General features: G+C 62.1%; 21 protein-coding genes and 1 pseudogene. 13 read left to right on the plus strand and 9 right to left on the minus strand.

What is annotated here, in order from left to right; translation table 11 throughout:
• Positions 1–69: 69 nt before the first annotated feature.
• Complete coding sequence (gene bioB / locus E4656_RS07240) at positions 70–1,086, plus strand: biotin synthase BioB (protein WP_135482531.1); 1,017 nt, start codon at positions 70–72, stop codon at positions 1,084–1,086.
• A gap of 14 nt (positions 1,087–1,100) precedes the next feature.
• Here the strand turns inward: bioB and E4656_RS07245 are convergent, their stop codons facing one another.
• A complete protein-coding gene (locus E4656_RS07245) occupies positions 1,101–1,820 on the minus strand; it encodes a VWA domain-containing protein (protein WP_205849141.1) in 720 nt (239 codons plus the stop codon).
• Positions 1,801–3,369 (minus strand): hypothetical protein, encoded by a 1,569-nt coding sequence (locus E4656_RS07250; RefSeq protein ID WP_135482533.1) that lies wholly within the window; start codon positions 3,367–3,369, stop codon positions 1,801–1,803. Before E4656_RS07250 ends, E4656_RS07245 begins: the two co-directional genes overlap by 20 nt.
• 154 nt (positions 3,370–3,523) lie before the next feature.
• Between E4656_RS07250 and E4656_RS07255 the strand changes: the two genes are divergently transcribed.
• Complete coding sequence (locus tag E4656_RS07255; RefSeq protein WP_240753928.1) at positions 3,524–4,342, plus strand: response regulator transcription factor; 819 nt, start codon at positions 3,524–3,526, stop codon at positions 4,340–4,342.
• Positions 4,339–6,048 (plus strand): ATP-binding protein, encoded by a 1,710-nt coding sequence (locus E4656_RS07260; RefSeq protein ID WP_135482535.1) that lies wholly within the window; start codon positions 4,339–4,341, stop codon positions 6,046–6,048. The genes E4656_RS07255 and E4656_RS07260 overlap by 4 nt, the downstream gene beginning before the upstream one ends.
• Positions 6,049–6,866: 818 nt before the next feature.
• On the opposite strand, the gene arsJ is transcribed toward E4656_RS07260, so the two are convergent.
• The 4 genes and pseudogenes from arsJ to E4656_RS07280 all read right to left on the minus strand — a co-directional run bounded on the left by arsJ (position 6,867) and on the right by E4656_RS07280 (position 10,889).
• Positions 6,867–8,072: an organoarsenical effux MFS transporter ArsJ gene (gene arsJ, locus E4656_RS07265; protein WP_135482537.1), complete on the minus strand. Its 1,206-nt coding sequence runs from the start codon at positions 8,070–8,072 to the stop codon at positions 6,867–6,869.
• Positions 8,073–8,516: 444 nt separating this feature from the next.
• Positions 8,517–9,162 (minus strand): annotated as a pseudogene (locus tag E4656_RS07270) (glyceraldehyde 3-phosphate dehydrogenase NAD-binding domain-containing protein).
• Between the two features lie 222 nt (positions 9,163–9,384).
• Positions 9,385–10,452 carry an ACR3 family arsenite efflux transporter gene (gene arsB / locus E4656_RS07275; protein ID WP_135482539.1) on the minus strand — a complete coding sequence of 356 codons (1,068 nt, stop codon included), beginning with the start codon at positions 10,450–10,452 and terminating at the stop codon, positions 9,385–9,387.
• A gap of 62 nt (positions 10,453–10,514) precedes the next feature.
• Positions 10,515–10,889, minus strand: a complete 375-nt coding sequence (locus tag E4656_RS07280; RefSeq protein WP_135482541.1) for a metalloregulator ArsR/SmtB family transcription factor — start codon at positions 10,887–10,889, stop codon at positions 10,515–10,517.
• Between the two features lie 389 nt (positions 10,890–11,278).
• Between E4656_RS07280 and E4656_RS07285 the strand changes: the two genes are divergently transcribed.
• From E4656_RS07285 to E4656_RS07330, 10 genes are all read left to right on the plus strand, one after another.
• Positions 11,279–11,593, plus strand: a complete 315-nt coding sequence (locus E4656_RS07285) for a hypothetical protein (protein ID WP_135482542.1) — start codon at positions 11,279–11,281, stop codon at positions 11,591–11,593.
• A gap of 61 nt (positions 11,594–11,654) precedes the next feature.
• Positions 11,655–12,617: an NADPH:quinone reductase gene (locus E4656_RS07290; protein WP_135482543.1), complete on the plus strand. Its 963-nt coding sequence runs from the start codon at positions 11,655–11,657 to the stop codon at positions 12,615–12,617.
• 189 nt (positions 12,618–12,806) lie between these two features.
• A complete protein-coding gene (locus tag E4656_RS07295) occupies positions 12,807–13,973 on the plus strand; it encodes a methyl-accepting chemotaxis protein (protein WP_167855972.1) in 1,167 nt (388 codons plus the stop codon).
• Positions 13,970–14,833 (plus strand): nitrate- and nitrite sensing domain-containing protein, encoded by an 864-nt coding sequence (locus E4656_RS07300; RefSeq protein ID WP_135482545.1) that lies wholly within the window; start codon positions 13,970–13,972, stop codon positions 14,831–14,833. The genes E4656_RS07295 and E4656_RS07300 overlap by 4 nt, the downstream gene beginning before the upstream one ends.
• A 231-nt stretch (positions 14,834–15,064) precedes the next feature.
• Positions 15,065–15,685, plus strand: a complete 621-nt coding sequence (locus tag E4656_RS07305; protein WP_135482546.1) for a GbsR/MarR family transcriptional regulator — start codon at positions 15,065–15,067, stop codon at positions 15,683–15,685.
• Positions 15,686–15,694: 9 nt separating this feature from the next.
• The gene (locus tag E4656_RS07310; RefSeq protein ID WP_135482548.1) at positions 15,695–16,480 is read left to right on the plus strand and encodes an HAD family hydrolase; all 786 of its coding nucleotides are present in this window, start codon (positions 15,695–15,697) and stop codon (positions 16,478–16,480) included.
• Positions 16,481–16,582: 102 nt separating this feature from the next.
• A complete protein-coding gene (locus E4656_RS07315) occupies positions 16,583–18,175 on the plus strand; it encodes an ABC transporter substrate-binding protein (protein WP_135482549.1) in 1,593 nt (530 codons plus the stop codon).
• Positions 18,176–18,195: 20 nt separating this feature from the next.
• Entirely contained in the window at positions 18,196–19,155 is a 960-nt protein-coding gene (locus E4656_RS07320) for an ABC transporter permease (protein ID WP_135482551.1), read from the plus strand.
• Between the two features lie 9 nt (positions 19,156–19,164).
• Positions 19,165–19,986, plus strand: coding sequence for an ABC transporter permease (locus tag E4656_RS07325; protein WP_135482553.1), 822 nt, complete (start codon positions 19,165–19,167; stop codon positions 19,984–19,986).
• Positions 19,979–21,619 carry an ABC transporter ATP-binding protein gene (locus tag E4656_RS07330; protein ID WP_135482554.1) on the plus strand — a complete coding sequence of 547 codons (1,641 nt, stop codon included), beginning with the start codon at positions 19,979–19,981 and terminating at the stop codon, positions 21,617–21,619. The genes E4656_RS07325 and E4656_RS07330 overlap by 8 nt, the downstream gene beginning before the upstream one ends.
• A gap of 82 nt (positions 21,620–21,701) precedes the next feature.
• On the opposite strand, the gene E4656_RS07335 is transcribed toward E4656_RS07330, so the two are convergent.
• From E4656_RS07335 to E4656_RS07345, 3 genes are read right to left on the minus strand one after another with little or no spacing between them, the layout of a single operon-like run.
• Entirely contained in the window at positions 21,702–23,072 is a 1,371-nt protein-coding gene (locus E4656_RS07335) for an NAD-dependent succinate-semialdehyde dehydrogenase (protein ID WP_135482555.1), read from the minus strand.
• A 10-nt stretch (positions 23,073–23,082) separates the two neighbouring features.
• Positions 23,083–24,411: an ectoine hydrolase gene (gene doeA / locus E4656_RS07340; RefSeq protein ID WP_135482556.1), complete on the minus strand. Its 1,329-nt coding sequence runs from the start codon at positions 24,409–24,411 to the stop codon at positions 23,083–23,085.
• Entirely contained in the window at positions 24,408–25,685 is a 1,278-nt protein-coding gene (locus E4656_RS07345) for an aspartate aminotransferase family protein (protein ID WP_135482557.1), read from the minus strand. Before E4656_RS07345 ends, doeA begins: the two co-directional genes overlap by 4 nt.
• Between the last annotated feature and the right edge of the window lie 62 nt (positions 25,686–25,747).

The raw sequence follows: 25,747 nt of genomic DNA on the forward strand, positions 1-25,747 counted from the left end.
TGTTGACATAAAGAATGACGACTCTAGGCTGACGGCTGGATATCGCAATCGGCCAGGGAACCCATCGTCATGAGCCAAGCCACCGCCACAGCATTCAACCCCCGACCCACCGCACCGACAGCAACCCGACACGGACCCCGCCATGACTGGCAACTGGCAGAAATAGAAGCCCTGTTCGTCCTGCCCTTTGCCGATCTGCTGTATCGGGCACAGCAGGTGCACCGGGCCTACTTCGACCCCAACACCGTGCAGACCTCCACCCTGCTGTCGATCAAGACCGGCGCCTGCCCGGAAGACTGCAAATACTGCCCGCAGTCCGGCCATCACAATACCGGGCTGGAAAAGGAAGCGCTGCTGGCGATAGACAAGGTGGTATCAGAGGCCACCGCCGCGCGTGATGCCGGTGCCAGCCGCTTCTGCATGGGTGCGGCCTGGCGCAGCCCGCACGCGCGCGACCTGCCGGCAGTGCTGGAGATGGTAAGTCGGGTCAAGGCTCTGGGTCTGGAAACCTGCATGACACTGGGCATGCTGGATGCCGAACAGGCCCGGCAACTGGCGGCGGCCGGGCTGGACTACTACAACCACAATCTGGATACCTCGCCGGAATACTATGGCGAGATCATCACCACCCGCACCTATGGCGATCGGCTGGAAACCCTGTCCAATGTCCGTGCGGCGGGCATGAAGGTCTGTTGCGGCGGTATTCTGGGCCTGGGCGAGTCAGCCCGGGATCGGGCTGCGCTGCTGCAGCAACTGGCCTGTCTCAACCCGCACCCCGAATCCGTACCGATCAATCTGCTGGTCAGAGTAGCGGGCACACCCCTGGCGGATGCAGAAAACCTGGACCCGTTCGAGTTCGTGCGCACCATTGCGGTGGCGCGCATCCTGCTGCCGGCCAGCCACGTCAGGCTGTCAGCCGGTCGTGAGCAGATGCACGACTCGACTCAGGCACTGGCCTTCCTGGCCGGTGCCAACTCCATCTTTTACGGCGACCAGTTGCTGACCACCGACAACCCGCAGGCGGAGCGCGACCGGGCCCTGTTCGACCGTCTCGACCTGCAGCCGGAACCACTGGTTACCGACTGACAGGCATTGGACCGTCAACGCTGCGCCAACTGGCGCTCCAGTTGCTGCAGGTCATTGACCAGCCGCCAGTTGCCGCCATTGTCTTCCACCCACTGCTCCCATTGCGCCAGCCGCTCGCGATAGGCCTGGGGATTGTGGTTGTCCGAGCGCAGTTTGGTGACATTCATGGCCACCACCTCCACGCCGTCCAGATCCACCGGGAAGTCGCGCTCCAGCCAGGGCGGGCGATCTTCCTGCAGGTCCGAGAACACATACAGCACCCTTTGCCCGGCATCGACACTGCGCAGCCGCTCCGTGGCCAGCAGGATGCCGCCGGTGATGTCGTTGTGCGCACTGGGTACCTGGATGCCCGATACAAAGTCATCCACCTCGGCATAGAACAGGCGCTTCTGCTGCGTGGCCAGACTGGGCCGGTCGTCAAAGGTGGTCTGTGCAATCACGTTGCGATCACTGTAGCTGCTGTTGTCGATAAACAGCGCGCCCAGCGTATCCCCCGGCTGCAGCTCGGCCAGCAGGAAGCGGGTCAGCGCCTGGGCGCTGGCCAGCTCCTGCACATAGTTGTCGGAAATATCCATCAGCACATAGGCCGCGCGGCGGGGGTCGTCCGTCTGCGCGCAGCCTGCCAGCAGCATGCCCAGCGCCACCCCGATGGTCAGGCGGACCTTGCCCCACCAGAGCCGCCACCGTGGGCGGTCCTGGGGATCACGATGATGTTCAGGCTGTACGCGGTTCATGTGGCACCTCCATATCCTGATCGGGTGAACTGATTTCCGGTTCTGTCTTTTCGGCCTTGCGTCGGCTCAGCGGCGACCGGCGGCCCCGGGGCGACCTGTCCGCCGCGTCATCTTCACCAGACACTGCGGCCGACTCGGCATGCTGCGCCTTCTGCTCGCGACGGCGGTTGCCGGCAGCACCGATGCGCTGCTCGATGGCCAGCGGCAGCATGATGAAGATGTCGTACAGACTGGTGGCCATGCGGGCCAGTTGCCGGGCAAAGCCGCCCAGAGCCCGCAGGGTGACACGCAGCATGCGCAGCAGGCCCACGGTCAGCGCGCCCAGGACTGCCCTGGACGAATGAATGAAGGACTCCAGCGGGATGGCCACAAAGGCCAGCGCAAAGGGCAGAATGAAGCCGAGCACCATCTGGCCGATGGACGGAATCCAGCGGAACTGGGCTTCGGCTGTTGCCGCACCGGCCAGCGCCTGTGACAGGGCTTCACGGTCCTGTGCCAGCAGATCGCGCATATAGGCCAGCGAGGATTCGATGGTGGCAAAGATCACCAGAATGGTCAGCGCCACCCACAGCATGCGCCGGCGGATATGGTCGTCGAGCCGCCCGATCACCGGAAACAGGTGCGTAATGCGCAAGCATTCCATCACAAACAACCCCATGGCGATTTCCACCATGATGATGACCAGCGCCGCGATATCGGACATGCGCACCGAGCCGATATAGGCACTGCCACCGACCATCTCCGACATCGGCAGGGCGATCAGATGGAAGTTGATGATGCCACCGAAGGCGGCGATGACCAGCACTATGCTGGCGATCACAAACTGGGTGAACGACGAGGCCATCAGCGTATTGGCGGCCCTGTCCTCACCCTTGCGCATGCTTTCGTAGCGCTCCATCTGACGATCAATGGACTTGCTGTGCTCTTCCAGCCCATTGATGGTTTTTTCCGTGGCCTGCAGATTCTGGTTCAGCGACCGCCACTGCGGCTGCATGGCCGACAGCAGCTTGTGCCGTTCGGCACAGTTCTTCTGATAGGCCTTCAGAGTCTGCTGGTGGGCGTTGTCAACCACGCCCCTGATGTTGTCCATCACCTTGATCACGGCCGGGTCGCCCTGCGCCGGCATGCTGTGCAGCTTATCGATCACCTCCGACCAGGCCGGCGGCAGCGGTTGCTCGTCCGTGGCCGCATGGTAGTCGCTGGCGATCTGCTGAATGGTCTCGCTGATCTTGCGGTGCAGCGCCGGGTAGTGGCTCAGTTCGCGCTCCACCACGGTGTTGACGCGCTGGAATTCCTGCTCGATGGTTTTCTCGACTTCCTCCCGTCCCTGTGCCAGCAGCACGTCGCGGTTGCGGGCCACCACCCGGTCTTCCAACTGGCGTACCGAGCGCGCGGCCAGGCGCAACACGGTGTGGATGGCCTGACCGGTGGAATGAAACAGTTGATGGGCATGCGGACGCCCGAAATAGAGAACGATCATGGCCAGACCCAGCCAGATCGCCATGGAAACGGCCGGTGAATCGGACCAGACCAGCATCAGATCAGTCATGGTTTGTGCTCCTGCATCAGTTGTTGTATCGGTGCGGCGACAGACTGGGGCCGCACCACCATGACCGGGAGTCTGCACGGCGCCGGTGAAAAATCTGTGAGTTGTGCACGACCACGTCAACGGAACGTCATGCTAGACTGTGCACGCAGAAGTGATGAACAGACCCGACCTCATGGCCGATATACTCTGGGTAGAAGACCAGACACACTGGATTGACCGCTTTCGCCCCGTACTGGAAGCAGAGGCCTTTGACCAACAGCCCACCCGGCTGACGGTGTTCCGGTTTGCGGCGGCGGCCTGTCAGCACATCCGTCAGCCCGGCTCCACGCCGCCTGATCTGGCTTTGCTGGATGCCCAGATGAGCGGTGACGACGAAGCCGGCTTTTCGGTTTCGCGCGCGCTGCAGCGCCAGTGGCCGGAGGTACCCATCCTCTACCTGTCCGAGTACAGCGGTACCGGCATCGAGGAGCAGGCATTCGAGCAGACCGGCGCCCGCGACTTCATTGCCAAGCACCAGCCCAATATCGAGCAGGTGCTGTGCTGGCGTATACGGGCGGTGCTGCGCGGGCGACAACCGGCCAGCAATGATCATCTTGAACAGGGGCCACTGCGCATCGACACACGCACCTGGGAGGTGTTCTGGCAGGGCCGCAAGCTGATGAACCCGAGCAACCCGCAGCGCCCGCTGGGCCCGACCCCGCGCAAGATACTGCGCTACCTGGTCGAGGCCTCGCCGCGCCCGCTGACCACAGAGCAGATTGCCGACCACCTGCAGGCCGACCCGGGCCGTTTTTCCTGGGCCAGCTATCGCCAGCACATTCGCACCCTGCGCAATGCATTCGATCAGGCTGGCGGCGGCGACGGCCGTTTCATGGCCCTGTGTCAGCGTGACCAGGGTCTGGTCACCTTTGGTGATGCCGGTGCCTACTGCTGGAAACCCGTTACCGAGCCGGATCTGGTTGCCTCTTCATGAAGCCTGCTGAAACCACTGACAACATCAGCGAACCCGAACTCACCGCCGGCGAGCAGGGCCCTGGGCCCACCGTTCGTCTGCCGCGACCGGCCTTTCCCGTCTGCTCGGCACTGGCGGCTCTGGGGTCGGCAATGGTACTGCTGGTCAGGGCCGACCCGTCACTGGGTACCTTCTATCAAGTGCCCCCCGACTGGCTGCAACTGCTGCTGCGGCCCGAAGCCCTGTATGCGCTGGCCTGCCTGTTGCTGCTGGCCCTGCTGGCCGACACCCGTCGTCACGTGCGGCGCCAGCGGGCGCTGCAGATGGCGCTGAATCAGTTGCAGGACGAAAACCGAACCCTGTGGCAGCAGCGCCATGAACTGCGCCTGCGCGCCCAGACCTATTCCGGTCATGCCGACCGTCTGAAACGCTTTATCAGCGACAAGCTGCTGGACTACATCGAATACGACGAAAAGTTCCTGCACTTCCAGAGCATCGCGGCCGAGGTGCGCCACAATGGCGTGATCGCCTTTGATCGGGTGCAGATCGCACTGCAGAAGGCCATGGACCAGGCCGACCGGGACACCGCCGACTACCGGGAAGCCAGTGTGCAGATGCGGTATCTGTGGGATCTGCTGGACCTGGCCACCACTGACAACCTGGCGCTCTATATCGGCAACCTGCAGGCCCAGTGCGAAGAGCGCTACTATCAAAAGCTGCTCAACCCGGAAGACCCCGAGCCGACGCCGCTGACCATCGACTACTCACCCCGGCTGGCCGTCTGGCAGGCAGTGCGCCCGCTGCTGCACGAGCAGACGCTGACCGACGCGCTGCGCCAGCAACTGGACACCCCGGAACAGCCGCTGCTGGTCGAACAGGACCCGCTGCTGGCCCTGCGGCTGCTGCCCACCGGGCCACTGCTGGGCAAGGCCAACCATCTGACGCTGCTGCTGGACAACCTGCTGAAGAATGCGCAGTTCTATGCCCACAAGCGCGCCTACCGGCACCGTCACAATCGGATCCGGCTGAACATGGACGAGACCGACGGGCTGATTCGACTGCGGGTCTACAATCGCGGCCCGCATATCCCGGCCACCGAGCAGGACCGCATCTTCCACTTGGGCTATTCCACCCGCCGGGTGCAGGAGCATCACGGCAAGGGGCTGGGGCTGTTCTTTGTGCAGGAAATCGTGCGCGGCTATGACGGTCGCATCCTGATTCACAACGAAGACAATGCCCGCCCCGAACCCACGGCGGACTCACTGGCGTGGCACTTTCGTTTTCGTCTGAGCAATGGCGACCTGGTGCATGAAACAGCGCAGGTGGTGCTGGTGGATGGCCAGCCCAGAGTACGCATGCCGGAGCCGGCAGAGCCGGAGCGGCAGTGTGCCTGGTCATTGCGCAAGGCGGTGACGGCAGTGGAGGTCAGCTGTGCGCACAGCGGCGAGCAGGTCGAACTCACCGTGCCGACGGCCGAGGGTACACAGGCGTTGTACGACCCCTTCCGACCCGAGCTGCCGCACTGGGTACTGGAGTTCCACCCGCGCAAGCGGGGCTGTCGGGTGGTGTTCGAGCCGCTGGATGTGCGCGGCGTCACCTTCGAGGTATTGCTGCCCACGGCGGAATCTCGCCTGGAGGGCAGCCAGAGTGACCTGGCCGATATCGACGACGAAGTCGAACGCCTCAACGAACCCTTCGCCGCCGCCCAACCCGAGGGGTATCGCTGAAGCGCCGCGCTCGGGTTCCGTGCCACGGCCGCCTGATGGCCTGGAGCTGAATGGACCGTCGCCCCGCTCGGGTTCCGTGCCACCGCCGCCCGGCGGCCGCACCAGCCGTGCCTCCCAATCTTTGTAGGCAGTGGCCCTTGGCCACGCATGCGTGAGCAAGCCTCAAAATTTAGGACCGCACAGCCTGCAGAATAGCCTCTATCGTAGCGAGCGACGCGAGTCGCGATGGGCGGTGAGGCCGCCCTCCACAAGGGGTCCTGTGGACCCGGAATCGGCACTTGCGCCGAAGCGTCGGACCGTCCCCGCTACAGGAGCTGGGAGGCAAGGCTGGAGTCGCCTGCCGGGTGCAGGCCCTGTGAGACCGTTTGCGGCCAGGGACGGCCGCAACCGAGCTGTCAGGGATGACGTATTTTGCGTGTCTCACAGGGCATGTACCCGAGCGGGGCGACGGTCCATTCAGCTTCAAGCCATCAGGCGGCATTGGCAATCAGATTTGGTTATGCTGCTTGAGGCGTTGAGGGAGCATCCTGCCAGGCCCCGGCAGGCAAGCGAACCATCTGTGGTACCGCCGGCTGGCGCGCAGGACCCGGAGGATCAGCGGGCCGCTTGTCTGAGCGCAGCGAGTTTGCGGCCCGCCCGACGGGGACAAGGGACAGCCGGAAACAAGGTACCACGGTTCGCGGGCTGTCGGGGCTGGCGGGACCTCTCGGGCTCACAGGGCCTGTACCTGAGCGGGGCGACGGTCCATTCAGCTCCAAGCCATCAGGCGGCAGAGGCATCACACCTGAAAGTGGCAATGGTCCGATCGGCACCCATCATCAGGCAGCAGAAGGCCCGGGCCGCGGCAGCGGACGGGCGAGGACGGCGGCCATAAGTATGAAGGCCGCCGACACCAGCAGGCAGGCCTGCAGCCCCCACACCTGATATACCCAGCCCGACAGCACTGTGCCCGTCAGTCGGCCCAGCGCGTTGGACATGTAATAGAAACCCACATCCATCGACACCCCGTCCGCACGCGCATAGGACACAATCAGATAGCTGTGCAGCGCCGAATTGATCGCAAACAGCGCCCCGAACACCAGCAGGCCGACCACCAGCAACGGCGCATCCGGCACCCGTCCGTCCAGGCCGATGGCGATCAGCATGGTCACCCCCGCCAGCGCAAAGGCCCAGATCGCTGCCGTACGACCATCCGGCAGGTCCCCGTCGGCGCTGCGGGTAAAGCGCGGGCCCTGCGTCTGTACCCCGCCATAGCCGATCACCCAGGCCGCCATGAAGGCCCCGACCCACCAGGACTCCCAGCCCAGTTGCGAGGCCATGAAGACCGGCAGCGCCACCACAAACCAGACATCGCGCGCGCCGAACAGAAAAACCCGGGCTGCCGACAGCCGATTGACCCGGCTGTCCCTGGACAGTATCGCGCGGAATTTCGGTTTATCCCTGGCCTTGCCCAGATCTGAACTGAGCATGAACAGACTGGCCACCGCCACCACCAGCAGCATGATCACCATGGTCCAGACCGCCCCGGAAAAACCGAACAGTGCCAGCAGTGCCGCTCCCATGAAGAAACCGACGCCCTTCAGGGTGTTCTTGGAACCCGTCAGCACCGCAATCCAGTGATACAGCCGGCCCTGAGCATCTTCCGGAATCAGCAGCTTGATGCTGCTCTTGGCACTCATCTTGTTGAGGTCCTTGGCGATACCAGACAGCGCCTGTGCCGCCATCACCCAGGGCACGGTCAGCCAGGCCGCCGGCACGGTCAGCATCAGCAGCGCCCCGACCTGCAGGAACAGCCCCATATGCATGGTGCGGTTGAGGCCGATGCGCGCGCCCAGCCAGCCGCCGATCAGGTTGGTGACCACGCCGAAGAACTCGTAGAACAGGAACAGCATGGCGATCTCGAGCGGGCTGTAGCCGAGCGCGTTGAAATGCAGCACCACCAGCATGCGCAGGGCGCCGTCGGTGAGGGTGAAGACCCAGTAGTTACCGGTGATGATGGCGTATTGGCGAAGGGCTTGGGTCATGGGGCTCTGAGTTTTGAGTTGAAATCTGAAAGTTGAAAGTTGAAAGTTGTGAGTCGACAGTAGACGGTCGACAGTCAACAGTGTCAATGTGCCGCGCGTGGCAGGATGGCCGTTATATAGTGCCCTGCTGCTGCCGCCAGGTTAGGACTGGGAGCCCAGCCGCCTCTGCGGATCAGGGCACCCCGCGTGGCGGCCGCATCATCAGTGCCTCCTGATCGGCCTGCAACGGAGGCTCATCTGTAGGCGGTGGCCCTTTGGCCACTAGAATGGCACGGTTGGAGTCGCCTGCCGGGTGCATGCCCTGTGAGACCGTTTGCGGCCAGGGACGGCCGCAACCGAGCTGTCAGGGACGACGTATTTTGCGTGTCTCACAGGGCATGCACCCGAGCCCGGCGGCGGTCCGATTGGTACCAGGCGGCATTGGCACTGTTTCAAATCAAGCCCTCAGGCACCAACCTTGCGGGCCAGTTCCATCATCCGGTTCACGTAGCCCCATTCATTGTCATACCAGGCATAGAGTTTCACCTGAGTCTCGTTGACCACCATTGTCGACAGCGCATCCACAATGCCGGAGCGTGGATCAGTGCGATAATCGATACTGACCAGTGGCCGCTCTTCGTAGCCGAGTATACCTTTCAGTTCGCCTGCGGCGGCGGCCTTCAGCAGCGCATTGACCGCCTCGGCTGTGGTTGGCTTTTCCACCTCGAACACACTGTCGGTCAGCGATGCATTGGTCAGCGGCACGCGCACGGCATGGCCGTTCAGGCGGCCTTTCAGTTCGGGGAAGATTTCGGTAATGGCAGTCGCCGAGCCAGTAGTGGTCGGAATCAGGCTGGACCCGCAGGAGCGCGCCCGGCGCAGATCCTTGTGCGGTGCATCGATAATGGTCTGCGTTATGGTCGCCGTCCGCCAACGTTTCATGTGCCCAGCGCCCATGCACCGAATCGAAGTTCAGCAGGTGCGCCAGCGTCGCCGCATCTCCGGCCGGGTCATTGATCTGCACAAACTCGAGGCCCGGCCAGCCCCAGGCCGCCCGCAGCGCCAGACGCCCCATGCGGCCGAAGCCGTTGATGCCGATTTTCAGGGTCATGAAAATATCCTCTTGGGTAAATAGTACACGGTTGGGAGTAGACAGTAGACGGTCGACAGTAGACAGCGGAGATCATGACAATTCGTCGAAAGGCGCTGCGTTCGAGACCTCTTCTTGATCACCTGAATCGGCGCCAGAACCCAACTGTCGACCGTCTACTGTCTTCTGTCGACTCGTTCACGACTGTCGACTCGTTCACGACTGTCTTCTGTCGACTACAACTCACCCCACACCCGCTTCCCGTGGCTTTTCAACCGTATCCTCTAGCCTGGCGGCCGGGAACCAATGCCTTGTCCGGTTGGCAATGGCCACCAGAGTCAGCATGACCGGCACTTCGACCAGCACGCCCACGACGGTGGCCAGCGCCGCCCCGGAGGTCAGACCAAAGAGTGAAATGGCGACGGCGACAGCCAATTCGAAGAAATTGGAGGTGCCGATCAGGCCCGCCGGTGCGGCGATGTCATGCGGCAGTTTCAGGGCCTTGGCGCCACCATAGGCAATAAAGAAGATGCCGTAACTCTGAATCAGCAACGGTATGGCAATCAGCACGATGGCCAGTGGGTTGCCCAGCATGGTTTCGGCCTGAAAACCGAACAGCAGGGTGACCGTGGCCAGCAGCCCGAGTATGGAGACAGGTTTGAGCCGTGCCACAAAGGCAGTCACGGCCTGCTCACCACCCCGGCTCATGAGCCAGCGTCGGGTCAGCATGCCCGCGATCAGGGGCAGCAACACATAGAGCGCCACCGACAGCAGCAAGGTATCCCAGGGCACCGTCAGGTCGGTCAGCCCCAGCAGCAACGCGGCCAGGGGCGCAAAGGCGAAAATCATGATGATGTCGTTGACCGACACCTGAACCAGCGTGTAGCTGGCATTACCCCTGGTCAGCTGGCTCCAGACAAACACCATGGCGGTACAGGGGGCCACACCCAGCAGGATCATGCCGGCTATGTATTCGCTGGCGGTCTGCGGATCGACCAGGTCGGCAAAGATCACGCGGAAGAACACCCAGCCCAGGGCGGCCATGGTGAAGGGTTTGATCAGCCAGTTGACGACCAGGGTCAGAATCAGCCCCTGCGGCTGCCGCCCCACTTCCCTGATGGAGGCAAAGTTCACCTGAATCATCATCGGGTAGATCATCATCCAGATGAAGACGGCAATGACCCCGTTGACGTGGGCAAACTCGAAGGCCGCCACCGCCTCGAACAGGGACGGAAACACCAGGCTGAGCAGCGTGCCGGCGACAATACCCAGAGCCACCCAGATCGACAGAAAACGTTCGAAAATACCCAAGGCTGATTGCTCCGCTTTGAATCAGGGAATGAAAACCCGATCACCGCTGCCGGCGCATGACATCAGCAACAACGATTCGGTCGGTTGTTCATGGCTGCAAGACGCTGCCTGGCCACCTCGATCAGGCTACCCTGCCCGTCCAGAATGGCCTCCAGGACAGCCCGCACCCAATCCGGCTGCACTGCCGGCAACTGATAGAACACCCACTGCCCCTGGCGGCGGTCCGCCAGCAGGCCACATTGGCGCAACTGGGCCAGATGTCGCGACACCTTGGGCTGACTGAGTGCCAGCGCCGCTGTCAGTTCACAGACACAGAGCTCCCCGTGCTGCTGAATCAGCAACATGATCTGCAGCCGCGTCTCGTCACCCAGACAACGCAACAGCCGAGCTGGTGTCAGCCCCGGTGCCGATTCAGTCGGAACAATGGCCAGTGTCATATGCGCATCTCTTGCAATGTTCTGTTCGTACGATTTAATCGTACATACGTATATGCATATATGCAACTGTATGCCGTGGCTATTACTGGCCTGCTTCAATGCCGACAGAAAACTGCAATCAACAGCATTGCAAATAGCAATCATTTTCATTTAAATAGAGACAACAGACACTCAACAGCAAACCCGATGCCGTTATGACCTCATTATCGAGCAACACTCACAACCCCACGTCGGCCGTCAGTTCCTGGCAATGGCTTCGACAGTGCATACAGGCCGCCACTGTCAATCCGGCCAGACCGGCGGCATCCGCCCGGCCCAGGCACAAATTCTGCGCCGAGGACAACCCTGCTCTGGACGCTTGGCGCCAATGCCTGCAGGACGGCAATGCAGTGCTCGCTGCAGGTCACTACAGTGCGGCCTTGCAGGCCTACAGTCGTGCTCGTTGCCTGTGCCAACAGCGACTGAGCGCTGGTGAAGACGTCCCGCAATGGCTGCCGGCCTATGGTGCCACCATAGCCAATCTGGCCCATTGCTGGGCCATGATCGGCCTCAGGACCCAGGCCATGGCGGCCCTGAATGAAGCGCTGGAGACCCTCTATCACTACGATGATCGGGTCGCAGGGGCAACGGCCCAGCAGGTGCAGTATCGGTTGCTGACCCAGTGGCTGCAGCTCGAACGCTGTCGACTGCATCCAATCGGGTGACGGCAAAATGCAGCACAAATAAGCTATACTCGGCTCTGAATTCCAACACTGAGGTCCTGACATGAAAGCCATGTGCAGTCACGAGTATGGTGGTCCCGAGGTGCTGCGCCTCGAGGACGTAGAAAAGCCTCGAATCAATGATGATCAGATGCTGATACAGGTAAAGGCGGCCGGGGTGAACCCGGTGGATACCTATATCCGTGGTGGCACCAACAACTACAGCACCACCTTTCCCCACACACCCGGCATGGATGGCGCCGGCGAAGTGGTCGAAGTCGGCGCCAACGTCACGGGGTTCTGCACCGGTGATCGGGTATTCTTTCATCGCTGCGTCACCGGCTCGGCCGCCGAGTTCACGGTCGGTGACCCCGCCACCACCTACAAACTGCCGGATTCGGTCTCCTGGGTGGAGGGCGCCTGCATGGGCGTGCCCGGACTGACTGCCTACCGGGCGCTGTTCAATCGCGGCCAGGCCAGGGCCGGGGAATCCGTGCTGATCCACGGCGCCACTGGTGCTGTCGGCACCGTGGCCGTGCAACTGGCCAAGGCCGCCGGCCTGAATGTCACCGCCAGTGCCGGCACCGAAGAGGGTGAACGACTGCTGCGCCAGCTCGGCGCCGATCAGATCGTCAACCACCGCACGGAAGACTACCTGCAGCCCTGGCACAGCCTGGATGACGGCTTCGACCTGATCATCGAAATGCTGGCCGACGTCAATCTGGACCGTGATCTGAAAGCTCTGGCCCGGCGCGGCCGCGTGGTTGTGGTGGGCAGCCGGGGCAGTATTGAAATCACCCCGCGTGATCTGATGGCGCGTGATGCCGCAGTGATGGGCATGGCTCTGTTCAATGGCACACCGGCCGAGTTCAGGCAAATCTCGCAGGCCCTGTACCCGCTGCTGGACGGCGGCCTGGTCAAGCCGGTGGTGCGCAAGACGTTCAGTCTGGAAAACCTGCCGCAGGCGCACACGGAAATTCTGGAATCGGGTGCCGCCGGCAACCTGGTCATTGATCTGGAGGCCTGAACCCCGGCACCGGCCACCGAGGCATACCTCCAAGGTGGCACCCAACTTGCTTGGTCATGTTATACACAATGGCAGTGCCGCGGTATGAAACCCGGCCCACCTGCCCTGGCAACGACGCCTGCTTCTCCACTGCTTCACGGCAGTGGAGCGCAGGCGTTTTTTTTGCAAGCAAGCGAAGCGGGATCCAGCATGCAGTGGTTGACCTACCCCATCCAACGTCTCCTGAACGCCGCCCAGTCAACCGGCGACAGTCGCCTGCTGCAGTTGGCCAGCGCCAGTTTCCTGTGCACCCTGGTAACGGCGATGCTGGCTGTCTTCATGCAGGCACTGGTACCCATTGTGGTGGTGTTTCTGGTGCTCTGTGCCTACATCAGCCTGGTTGCTCTGGCACTGCAGTCGCGCCGCCATCAGGCCCTGGCAGCCCTGTGCGCCAGCATTAGCGATGACCATGCTCTGCCCAACCTCTATGGCGTTGACCCGGACGGACTGGGCAGCGGACGTCAGCCCATGCTGGACGATCTGCAGCGCCACTGGCGGCACCGGCAGGAACTGCAGCATCGGCTGGACGAGATCGCCCATGCTTCCCGGGAATTGCGTGCCAGCGCCTCTCGGGTGGCTCGCAATGCCGAACAGCAGAACGAGACAGCAGGCACTGCCGCGGCAGCGACCGAGCAAATGACCCAGAGTATTCGCGAAGTCGCCGACCTGGCAGAGCACTCTCGTGCAGCCTGTGCCGAAACCGGCAGTCAGCTGACGCATGGCATCCGGCAACTGACCAATCTGGTGCAGTCAATCACCGAAATGGCGCACACCACCCAGTCTACCCACGACCGGATCCTAGAGTTGAACCAGCACTTCAGCAGTATCAATCAGGCTTCCGACACCATCGAGAGCATCGCCGAGCAAACCAACCTGCTGGCCCTGAATGCGGCCATCGAAGCTGCCCGGGCCGGCGAGCAGGGTCGCGGCTTCAGTGTGGTGGCCGACGAGGTACGCCATCTGGCCGCCCGCAGCCAGACTTCGGCAGCCGAGATCAGCCGCAATATTACCACCGTCGATCAGCAGATCCGCGCCACCACCGACCAGGTCAACCGGCTGACGGCGCAGGCCGAGCAGAGCGCCCAGACCTCGAATACCGTGATGACCCTGCTGCGCACCGTTGAGGACACCACGCGCGACCTGCAGCAGCAGATTGAGCAGGTCGCCGTCAGTACCGAACAGCAGAGCCAGGCCGTCGATGCCATTGCGGCGCTGTCCGAGCAGGCCCGACGCGGCAATGAAGACAACCTGCATGCGGCCGCCCGCACCCAGGAGATCGCCGGCCACCTGACCACACTGACCGAGGAAGCGTCATGATCCATCTGACACCGGAGCTGGTTTTCAGCCTCAGCCTTGCCATCCTGGCCCTGGCGGTTTTGCCGCTGGTGCACATCGCCTTTCGGCGCCATCGACGCCAGCAACTGGCCAGACATCAGCACCAGCTCGCCCTGCTGCGCCACCTGATCGCCGGCCTGCAGAAGCACAGGGGCCTCAGTCAGGGTGTTCTGAACGGTGATCCCAGCCTGGCCACTGAACTGCAGCACACCCGGCACCAGCTGGACCAGTGCTTTGGCGCCACCCGTGGCCTGGATACCGACCACGGCGACCGCTGGGAGGCGCTGCTCAACCACTGGTCACGACTGCGGGCCCGGCAGACCAGAGATGCGGACGACAACCTGCGCCAGCATCATCAACTGATCCGCAACAGTCTGATGCTGCTGGAAGATGTTGCCACCGCCATGGACCTGACTCTGGGTCGGCCTGAGCTCTCCTATCTGCCGCGCATCTGGCATGAAGTCATGCAGGCTGCTGAATGGTCAGGTCAGGCCAGAGCACTCGGCACCGGCATGGCCGCAACCGGCGCCAGCACACCGGCGCAACGGGTGCGGCTGCGTTTTCTGCACGGCAAGATTGAGATGCTGACCTGGACCGCCATGAAATCCCTGCGTGAGCATGAAGCTGCCCAGACGGAGCATCCGCTGTCCGATGCCCTGAGTCGAGTCGACCCGGCGGTCAGCAACTTGCTGAACTGCATCGAAAGTCGCCTGCTGCAGACCGAACAACCTGCCCTCGACGCCCGGCAGTATTTTCACCTGGCCACCCGCGCCGTCGATGAACTGCTGGGGCTGGTCGATGCTGCACTGGCTCATCTGGAGACCACGGCAGCCCGGCCCTGAAGACCCCCACAGCCCGGCCAGAGGCTGCAGGCGTCGCCCGGTCTGCATTGTCCTGCAATCCCTCACCCTCCTGCCCCGGCGCAACCGCCAGCCGTCACTGTACGACTTTCTGTGCTGCGCTGAATTTGACAGAGCGCTGACAATAAACATACTGTGTAATACGTTTAAAAAATATTAAACGTTCGAAATAGCGTTAATAAAACAGTCACATGTGCCCGTTAGAGTCGCTCTATGAATCATGAAAACCCCGCTGTGTCGGCGTCCGGTGAGTCACTGGATGAACCGGCCGCCATGGAAAAACTGGATGAAGTCAGGTCATTGGTTGTGAACTCCATCGCCCAGACAATGGACCACTACGGCGTCAGTGCCACCACGGCACTGCTGTATGGTCTGATGTACTTTCATGATGACCCCATCACGCTGGATGAGATGTGCACCAAGATGGGCATGAGCAAGGGCAGCATGAGCACCGGAGTGCGCAAGCTGCTGGAAAACAGAATGGTCCACCGGACCTTCCGGCCCGGCGAGCGCAAGGATCTCTATCGGGCAGAAGAGGATTTCTACAAGAACTTCATCAACTTCTTCTGCCGCAAGTGGGAAGACGAAATCACCATCAACATGAAAGCCATCGAGGAGGCTCAGGCCGCCTACGATGACCTGCTGCAGAGCTACGAGCTGCCGCTGAGCGTGCGCCGGCGCATCGAGAAAGACCGCACCAAGATCGAGGAGTCCAAGGAATACTACTGGTTTCTGGAGCGCCTGATCGACCGCTGCGAGTCTGGTGAACTGCTGCGCTGGCTGTCCGAAGATACCGACAGCGAGCGCCGGCGCCGCCAGGGCAGAGGCCGATAGGACCAGCGTATGGACCCACTGGATCAGACACAGACCCGCGCCAGCCATATCCGCATCGACGGTCAGTCCTTTGCCGATATTCAGGCCATCCTGTTCGACAAGGATGGCACCCTGCTGGTCTTCGAACCGCTGTGGCTGGGCTGGCTTGAGCGCGTGCTGACGCTGCTGGCACAGCAGGGCAGTCCGCTGCCGACAGCCGAGACCCTGGTCACCCTGGGGGTCACGCCGGACCTGAAGCACTGCCACCCTACCGGCGCGCTGGCCATCGGCACCCTCAACGATGTGCGCGCCCTGCTGGCACTGGGTCTGTATCGCCACCACGGCCTGCCCTGGAACGAGGCGATACAGCGCGTTTATCTGGCTGCCGAGCAGGCCCTGCAGACCATAGGGCCCGAGCATCTGGCTCCCATGCCCGGGTTGCTGAATCTGCTCGCGCAGGCACGGACTCTGGGCATACCGCTGGCGGTTGTGACCGCTGACGATACCGAGAGCGCCCGTGCACAACTGGCCCAGCTCGGTGTGGACAACAGTTTTGCCGCCATTCTCGGCCACGATGCCGTGGCCCGCGGCAAGCCATTCCCGGATATGGCCCTGCAGGCCTGCAGGGAGCTGGGTGTTGAACCGGCTCAGACGCTGCTGTTCGGCGATTCCAATGGTGATCTCCGGATGGCCCGCGCCGCCGGGCTCGCCGGCGCCATCGGCCTGTACCCGCAAGGCCGTGACAGCAGCCATCTGCGGGATGCAGATCGCGTTATTACCGACTTTACCGGTGTGGTTGTCGAGGCGCCGACCTGACGATCGCACGACACCGTTCACTGACCCCTGGCAGGGCCGGTGAACCAATGATGACAAGAAAGACCAATCACACTACAGAGAAAAACAGAAAAGGGTACGACCATGTCTAGAGAACTCAACTTTCTGAGCCAACAAGTCATTCTGGGCCGCCTGTCGCGGCGCGATTTTCTGGGCCGTGCGGCGGCACTGGGCATCAGCATTCCAGTCGCCACCAGCATGCTGAGCAGCGCCGCACTGGCCGCCAGCCCCGTCAAGGGCGGCAGCCTGCGCGCCGGCATGCAGGGCGGCGAATCCACCGACAGCCTGGACCCTGCGCTGTGGACCAGTCAGGTTCAGCATTCATTCGGCCAGTCCTGGGGCGAGGCGCTGACCAATGTGTCGCCCGAGGGTGATCTGGTACCGCGCCTGGCCGAAGAGGTTCACTCCTCCGATGACGCCCGTGAATGGACCTTCAAGCTGCGCCGCGGCATCCAGTTTCACAATGGCAAGGAAATGGATGCGGACGATGTGGTGGCCACGCTGGAGCGCCATTCCGATGAAGACTCCCAGTCCGGTGCCCTCGGCATCATGCGCGGCATCGAGTCCGTGCGCAAAACCGGCAACTACGAAGTGGTGGTGACCACAACCGAGGCCAATGCCGACCTGCCTTTCCTGCTGTCCGACTACCATCTGATGATCCAGCCCAATGGCGGCAAGGATGCGCCGGAAGCCGGCATCGGCACCGGCCCCTACCGGGTGGTCGAATTTGAACCGGGCGTGCGTCAGCGCGCCGTGCGCTTCGAGAACTACTGGAACCCGGACGAGTTCGGCCATGCCGACGAGATCGAGATCCTGATCATCAATGACACCACCTCGCGCATGGCAGCCCTGCAGAGTGGCCAGGTGGATGTGGTCAACCGGGTGGAGCCCAGCATTGTGGATCGCGTCGCCAACCTGTCCAATGTTCAGGTGCAGAGCGTATCCGGCCGGGCGCACTACGTATTTGTCATGCACTGCGACACCGCGCCGTTTGACAACAATGACCTGCGCCTGGCGCTGAAGTACGCCATGGACCGGGAAGACATGGTCAACCGCATACTGCGCGGCTATGGCACCATCGGCAACGACTTCCCGATCAATGCCGCCTATCCGCTGTTCCCGGAAGACATTCCACAGCGTGAATTCGACCTGGATCGTGCCGCCTACCACTATCGCCGCTCTGGTCATGACGGGCCCGTTGTCTTGCGCACGTCAGAAGTGGCCTTCCCGGGTGCCGTGGACGCTGCCCAGCTGTTCCAGCAGAGCGCAGCCCAGGCCGGTATCGACATTGAAGTGCGCCGTGAGCCCGGCGACGGCTACTGGTCCGAGGTATGGAATGCGCAGCCGTTCTGTGCGTCCTACTGGAGCGGCCGTCCGACCCAGGACCAGATGTATTCCACAGCCTATATCTCCAACGCAGACTGGAATGACACCCGCTTCAAGCGCGACGACTTCGACCAACTGGCGCGGCAGGCCCGTGGTGAACTGGACGAGGCTCGCCGTCAGGAGATGTATCGGGACATGGGTCTGATGGTGCGTGACGAGGGCGGCCTGATCCTGCCCATGTTCAATGACTACATCGAGGCCACCAGCGACCGCGTGCAGGGCTGGACGCCGCATCCGATGGGCGAAATGATGTCCGGCTATGCGCTGTCCCGTCTCTGGCTCAGCGCCTGAACCGATAATTCGTAATCATTATGAATAGTCTGATTGCAAGACTGATTGCCCAGCGCCTCGCGCTGGGCATCTCCCTTCTGTTTGCGGTTTCCATGCTGATCTTCGCCGGCACCCAGATTCTGCCGGGTGACGTGGCCCAGTCGATTCTCGGCCAGGGCGCCACCCCGGAAGCGCTGGCCAATATCCGGCGCGAGCTGGGGCTGGATCAACCCGCCTGGCAACGCTATCTGAGTTGGCTGGGTGGCATCCTGCAAGGCGATCTGGGCACCGCATTGTCCAATAACCGGGATATCGCGGAAAGCCTGGGTCGGCGGGTGAACAATACCCTCTTCCTGGCCTTCTGGACCGCCGTGGTTGCTGTCCCGCTGGCCATACTGCTCGGTCTGGTGGCGGTACGCTATCAGAACCGCTGGCCGGACCGGCTGATTTCCGGCTCGACGCTGACGGCCATTTCACTGCCGGAATTCTTTATCGGCTATCTGCTGATCTATTTCTTTGCCGTGCAACTGAACTGGTTTCCCAGTGTGGCCAGTGTGCACGACCGCATGAATCTGGGTGAGCGGCTGCATGCCATTGCACTGCCGGCAGCCACACTGACGCTGGTCATACTGGCGCACATGATGCGCATGACCCGCGCTGCCATTCTCAATGTGATGCAGTCCGCCTATATCGAAACGGCCGAACTCAAGGGCCTGCGCAGCCTGCTGATCATCTGGCGCCATGCTTTTCCCAATGCGGTCTCACCGGTGGTCAATGTGGTCATGATCAATCTGGCCTTCCTGGTGGTCGGCGTGGTCGTGGTGGAGGTCATCTTCGTCTACCCGGGCATGGGTCAGTACCTGATCGACCATGTGTCCAAGCGCGACATCCCCGTGGTGCAGGCCGTGTGCCTGATCTTCGCGGCGGTCTACATCGGCCTCAACATGATCGCCGATCTGGTATCCATTCTGTCCAATCCGCGCCTGCGGCATCCGAAATAAGGAGAGATCATGCTGCGACATATGCCTGTAACCGCCATGATCGGCCTGCTGCTGACGGTGCTGTTTCTGTTCTGCGCCGTGTTTGCGCCCTGGATTGCGCCCTACTCCATGGCCGAGGTGGTGGGCAACCCCTGGGAGCCCCGTTCTGCCGAAGCCCTGCTCGGCACCGACAACATCGGCCGGGATCTGCTGTCGCGCCTGATCTATGGCGCCCGCACCACCATTACCATCGCCGCTCTGGCCACCATACTGGCGTTCAGCCTGGGCAGTGTGCTGGGCATTCTGGCCGCCGTTCTGGGCGGCTGGGCCGATCAACTGATGTCACGCGGGGTGGACCTGCTGATGTCGATTCCTACGCTGATCTTCGCGCTGCTGATTCTGTCGGTCATGCCCAGCACCATTGCCGTGCTGGTGGTGGTCATGGGCGTGCTCGACAGCACCCGCGTCTATCGTCTGGCCCGTGCCGTGGCGGTGGATCTGAATGTGCAGGATTTCGTGGAAGCTGCCCGCCTGCGCGGCGAGGGCCGAACCTGGATCATCTTCCGGGAAATCCTGCCTAATGCCCTGGCACCGCTGATTGCCGAACTGGGCCTGCGGTTCATCTTCGCTGTGCTGTTCCTGTCTTCGCTGTCGTTCCTTGGCCTGGGAGTCCAGCCGCCGGACGCGGACTGGGGCTCGCTGGTACGGGAAAACCGCCAGGGCATCGTGTTCGGTGTACCGGCGGCACTGATTCCGGCCGCCGCGATTGCAGCGCTGGCCATCTCGGTCAATCTGGTCGCCGACTGGATTCTGAAACAGAAAACGGATCTGAAAGGAGGTCGCAGTGGCTGATCAACTGCTCGACATACGCAACCTGAAGATCGAGGCCACGCTGCGCCCGCCAGGTGAAAAGCCGCACGATGTCACCATTGTCGAAGACATCAATCTGAGTCTGCCGCGGGGCCGGGTGCTGGGCCTGATCGGGGAATCCGGCGCCGGCAAGTCGACCATCGGGCTGTCACCGGCCGGCTACGGGCGCGGTGGCGTGCGCATTACTGGCGGTGAGATCAACGTCAACGGGCGCAATATCCTCGAGCTTGGGGCCAGCAGCATGCGCGCGCTGCGCGGCAAGGAAGTCTGCTATGTGGCCCAGTCGGCAGCGGCGGCTTTCAACCCGGCCCACAGAATCATGGATCAGGTCATCGAGGCCACCCTGTGGCACGGCCTGGCTTCGCGCAAGCAGGCCGAGAAACGCGCTGTCGAACTGTTCCGCAAGTTGGGCCTGCCCGACCCGGAGCACTTCGGTGAACGCTACCCGCACCAGGTGTCGGGCGGGCAGTTGCAGCGCGCCATGACGGCCATGGCCCTGTGTTCGGAGCCGGATCTGATCATCTTTGATGAACCCACGACGGCGCTGGATGTGACCACCCAGATGGATGTACTGGCGGCCATCAAGGAGGCCATTCGCGATACCGGTGTCAGTGCGCTCTACATCACCCATGATCTGGCCGTGGTGGCTCAGGTGGCCGACGAGATCATGGTGTTGCGCCATGGCAAAATGGTTGAACACGGCGAAACCCGGCAAATCATTGAAAACCCGCAGCAAGAATATACCCAGCGTCTGGTATCGGTACGGTCCATTGACCATACCGCCAAGTCACCTGGCGAGCCCATCCTGACCGTGAACGGCATTACCGCCCGCTACGGCAAGGCGGGTATTGGCAAGCCGGTGCTCGACGACGTCTCGGTCGCCATCACGCCCGGGCAAACGCTGGCCGTGGTGGGCGAGTCCGGCTCCGGCAAGTCTACCCTGGCGCGGGTGATTACCGGTCTGTTGCCTCCGGAGAAGGGCAATATCCAGTTTGACGGGCGCACGCTGAAAGCGGCCTTGAAACAGCGCAAGAAGGAAGACCTGCGCCAGTTGCAGATGATCTACCAGATGGCGGATGTGGCCATGAACCCGCGTCACACGGTGGGCACCATCATCGGCCGGCCGCTGGAGTTCTACTTTGGTTTGCGCGGCCGGAAGCAGCGCGCACGGGTAATCGAGTTGCTGGAGCAGATCGAACTGGGCCCGGAGTTCCATGAGCGCTATCCGGCCGAGCTGTCCGGCGGCCAGAAGCAGCGCATCTGTATCGCCCGCGCGCTGGCGGCGGACCCGAAGCTGATTATCTGTGACGAGGTGACCAGTGCGCTGGACCCTCTGGTGGCGGACGGCATCCTGAAACTGCTGCTGCGGCTGCAGGAAGAACATCGGGTGGCTTATCTGTTCATAACGCATGATCTGGCGACGGTGAAAGCCATCGCGGATTCGATTGCGGTGATGTACCAGGGCCAGGTGGTGCGCTATGGCACGCGGGATGAAGTGCTGGCACCGCCGTTCGATGACTATACGGATCTGCTGCTGTCTTCGGTGCCGCAGATGCGTGTCGGCTGGCTGGAGGAAGCCTTCAGCCAGCGCCGCATGGAGGCGCAGGGGAACTAGTAGCGACCTTGTACCGTGCCTTGGTTGGTGCCTGGTGGCGCTTCACAGTGGGTGCCGATCGGACCGCAGCCGAAACCGGCCTTCAACCCTGCTTGGGTCCGACCCAGACCTGCTGCGCGTTGGCAAACTCGCGAATGCCGTGCGGGCCGAGTTCGCGGCCGATGCCGGAACGCTTGACGCCGCCGCTGGGCAGTCTCGGGTCGGTCTTGACGATACCGTTGATCGCCACCTGCCCGGTCTCCAGCTTCGCTGCCATGGCCACACCGCGTTCGGCGGTAGTCCAGACCCCGGCCGCCAGGCCATAGGGACTGTCATTGGCGATGGCAATGGCTTCGGCTTCATCCTGCGCCTTCATTACCACCATCACCGGCCCGAAGGTCTCTTCACAGGCCGCCGTCATGTCCTGCGTCACATCCGCCAGCAGGGTGGCCGGGTAGTAAAAGCCCGGGCGATCAGGGACTTCGCCGCCCAACAGGCAGCGGGCTCCGGCATCCCTGGTGGCCTGCACCTGCCGATGCAGGTTGTCACGCAGATCTTGCCGCGCAATGGGTCCGACATCCGTGCTCTCTTCACGCGGATCACCCATCTGCAAACGACTCAGGTGCTCCTGCAGCAGATCCACCATCTGGTCATATACCGGTGCTTCCACAATGATGCGTTTGGCGGCGATGCAGGACTGACCGGCATTGATCATGCGCGACAGGCTAATTACCGGTGCCGCCGCGTTCAGATCGGCATCTGCCAGCACGATACAGGGGTCGGAACCGCCCAGTTCGAGGACCACCGGCTTGATTTCGCTGGTGGCAGTCGAAGCCACAATGCTGCCGGCTTTCTCGGAACCGGTGAAGGACACACCCTGTACCCGGGAGTCCCGAATGGCCTTTTCGACCTGCGGCGTTTCCAGCGGCAGGTTCTGGAAGATGTCGGCCGGCGCACTCACCCGCTCGAACAACTTCGCTATGGCTTCGGCACAGGCCGGCACATGCGGGTCATGCTTCATCAGGCAGGTATTGCCCGCCATCAGCGCCGGCGCACAGAAGCGGAAGGCCAGCCAGAACGGGGCATTCCAGGGCAGAATGCCCAGCACCGGGCCCAGCGGCAGATACTGCACAAAGCTGCGCGTGGCGTCAGAGCCCAGTTCTTCCGTCTTCAGATAGGCCTCGGCATGCTCCGCATAGTGCTCCGCACACCAGGCGGCCTTTTCCACCTCGCCCCGGGCTTCCTTGATCGGCTTGCCCATTTCCTCGGTCATCAGCGGCGCCAGATGCTCAATGTCCTCGCGCAGCAGGGCTGCGACCTTGCGCAGTACCTCGGCCCGCTCGGCAAAGGTGGTGTTGCGCCAGCTGCGGTATGCGGTTTCAGACCGCCCGATTGCAGCGTCCAGCGCCTGTTCGTCCATGGGTGGATATTCATGCAGCACCTTCCCGGTGCTTGGATCAATCGCTGTCAACATGGCTGGTTCCTCAGGTGTTCGCCGTTTTCTTGTGCTTGTGGTCTCGTTTGGCCTTTCCGTTCGAGGCGGTGTTCTCGGTGGTCGACTCCGGCAACTCGGGTCTCGCATCGCTCTTGTCGGAGACCTTGATCTCCGTCGGCGCCTCGGCAGCACCCTGAGCCTTGCCGTTGCCCTCTTCCGGTTTGACCACAAAGTCTTCATCCAGCGTGAAGAACGATTTGCAGCCGCGCTCGGTCACATAGAGCGTGTCGGAGATACCCACCGTCTTGTCGCCATCAACGCCCCACATCCAGGGGATGATATGGAAGGTCATGCCTTCCTCGAGCACGGTGGAGTCACCCTGCTTGAGACTGACGATATAGCCTTCATCCCAGCTCGGGGGAAAGGCGATGCCGATCGAGTAGCCCGAACGGGTGATCAGGCTGGCACCGACATCGTTCTCGGTAATGATATTGCGCACCAGATTGTCTGCATCAGACACTGTCATGCCGGGACGGATTACGTCCTTCAGGTGCTTCAGCGCCAGTTTCATGCGCTCCTGGGCTTCGTACATGGAGTCGGTCAGGTTGCCAAGCACCACGGTGCGCATCATGGCCGTATGGTAGCGCCGGTAGCAGCCCCCGACTTCCAGAAACACATGTTCCCCGGGCTGCACCACCCGGCCTTCCCAGGTGGCATGACCGATCATGGTCCGAGGACCGGAAGTGACATAGGGCATCACGGCCGGGAACTCACCGCCCACACGAAACATGGCCGCACTGATTTCGGCAGCAATCTCGTTCTCGGTGACCCCGGCCCGGCAGGCATCGAAACCGGCCAGCATGCCGGCTTCAGTGGCGCGGGCCGCATTCTTCATGATCTCGATTTCGAACTTCGACTTGCAGATGCGGCCCTGCTCCACAATGCCGAAGCAGTCCAGCAGGCGACCATCGGTAAAGGTGGTATGGATGGCATCCTGATGATAGGCCGGGAAGTAATAGCTGTTGCGCTCGTAGCCGATGTCCTTCTTGCCGAGCCCGAATTCCCGCAGCGCTTCCACCAGCGCCTGAATCGCATCCCCGGTGTCCGGGTAGGGTCGAGTCAGCTCGACCCAGGTGCGGGCGTGGACATTCGACTCTTCCATCTTGCGGGTAATCATGAAGGGCTCGCCCTCAAGCGGCACCACCAGACACTGGAAAAACGAATAGCCAGTGGTCTGGTAGTCCGTGAGGTACATGATGTTTTCAGGGTCCACGATAACGACTGCATCCAGCAGCCGTTTCGCCATACGCTCGCGCAGACCCTGCAGTCGCCGCTCATACTCCTCGAACGGAAACGTCATGTCATCGCGTTGCCTCATCCAGCACCCCCGGCAGCGGCCTCGACGGCCCGAGCGAAGATATCCAGACCTTCTTTCAGGTCTTCATCCGGAATGGTCAGCGGCGGAATCAGCTTGATGGCACGACCACCGGTGCCTACAGCACCGCACAGCATGCCGCCTTCAAAGCTGCCGCTGACGATTTTCTTCGCCACCTCGCCATCACCGACATCCAGTGCCTGCATCATGCCCTTGCCGCGCACCTGGAACTGCTTCTGGCTGTAGCCGGCAGCGATCTTCTCCAGCGCATCCTGCATGATCTTGCCTTTGCGCTTGGTCTGCTGGTTGAACTCGTCATCGTCGAAGTAGCCCAGGCCAATACGGCCGGCCACAAAGGACAGGTTCTGACCCCGGAAGGTGCCGGTGTGCTCACCCGGCTTCCACAGCTTGTCGTATTCCGGCTTGACCAGATTCATGGCAATGGGGGTGCCGAAGCCACCCAGACCCTTGGCCAGGGTAATGACATCGGGGTCCAGGCCCATGCCGTCAAAGCTGAAATAGCTGCCGGTACGGCCACAGCCGGCCTGGATGTCGTCCAGGATAAACAGTGCGCCCAGATCATGGGCCAGCTTCTGCACAGCAAGCAGCCATTCCTTGCTGGCCACATTGACCCCGCCTTCGGCCTGAATCGGCTCGACGATAAAGGCTGCGGGAGCTTCCAGACCACTGGAGGAATCTTCATACATGGCGCGCAGACGATCGAGCGCTTCCAGACCGCCGCCAAGCGGATCGCCCGCCTCGGCGTCGAACGGCTGGTGCACCACATGCTCCAGTGGTACCCCGGCCGCATTGCGGAAGTGGTTGTTGGTGGTACAGGCCAGCGCCCCCAGAGTCATACCGTGAAAGGCATGCGAAAACGCGACCACGGTGCGGCGCCCGGTGGCCCGCCGGGCCATTTTCAGCGCCAGCTCCACCGAGTTGGTACCGGTGGGACCCATGAACTGCAGTTTATGATTCATCTTGCGCGGTTTCAGGATGGTATTGACGAACTTCTCCATGAACTCGCGTTTGGCCACAGTGTAGGTATCCAGGCTGTGCGTCACGCCATCGGATTCAATATATTCAACCAGTGCCTTCTTCATCAGCGGATTGTTGTGCCCGAAATTCAGCACCCCGGCGCCGGCAAAGAAATCAATGTAGGATTTGCCATTCTCATCCCACTGCCGGGCGTTCGAGGCCTTGGTGAATACTGTCGGATACACCCGGCAGTAACCCCGAATATCAGATTCCCATTGCTCAAAAATATTTACGTTCACAATCGCCCCTCCTTACTAGAGACCGGCCAGATCGGGCAGGTGAATACATTTTGTTGTGCCCG

The organism is Natronospirillum operosum (assembly GCF_004768465.1).
GTDB lineage: Bacteria > Pseudomonadota > Gammaproteobacteria > Pseudomonadales > Natronospirillaceae > Natronospirillum > Natronospirillum operosum.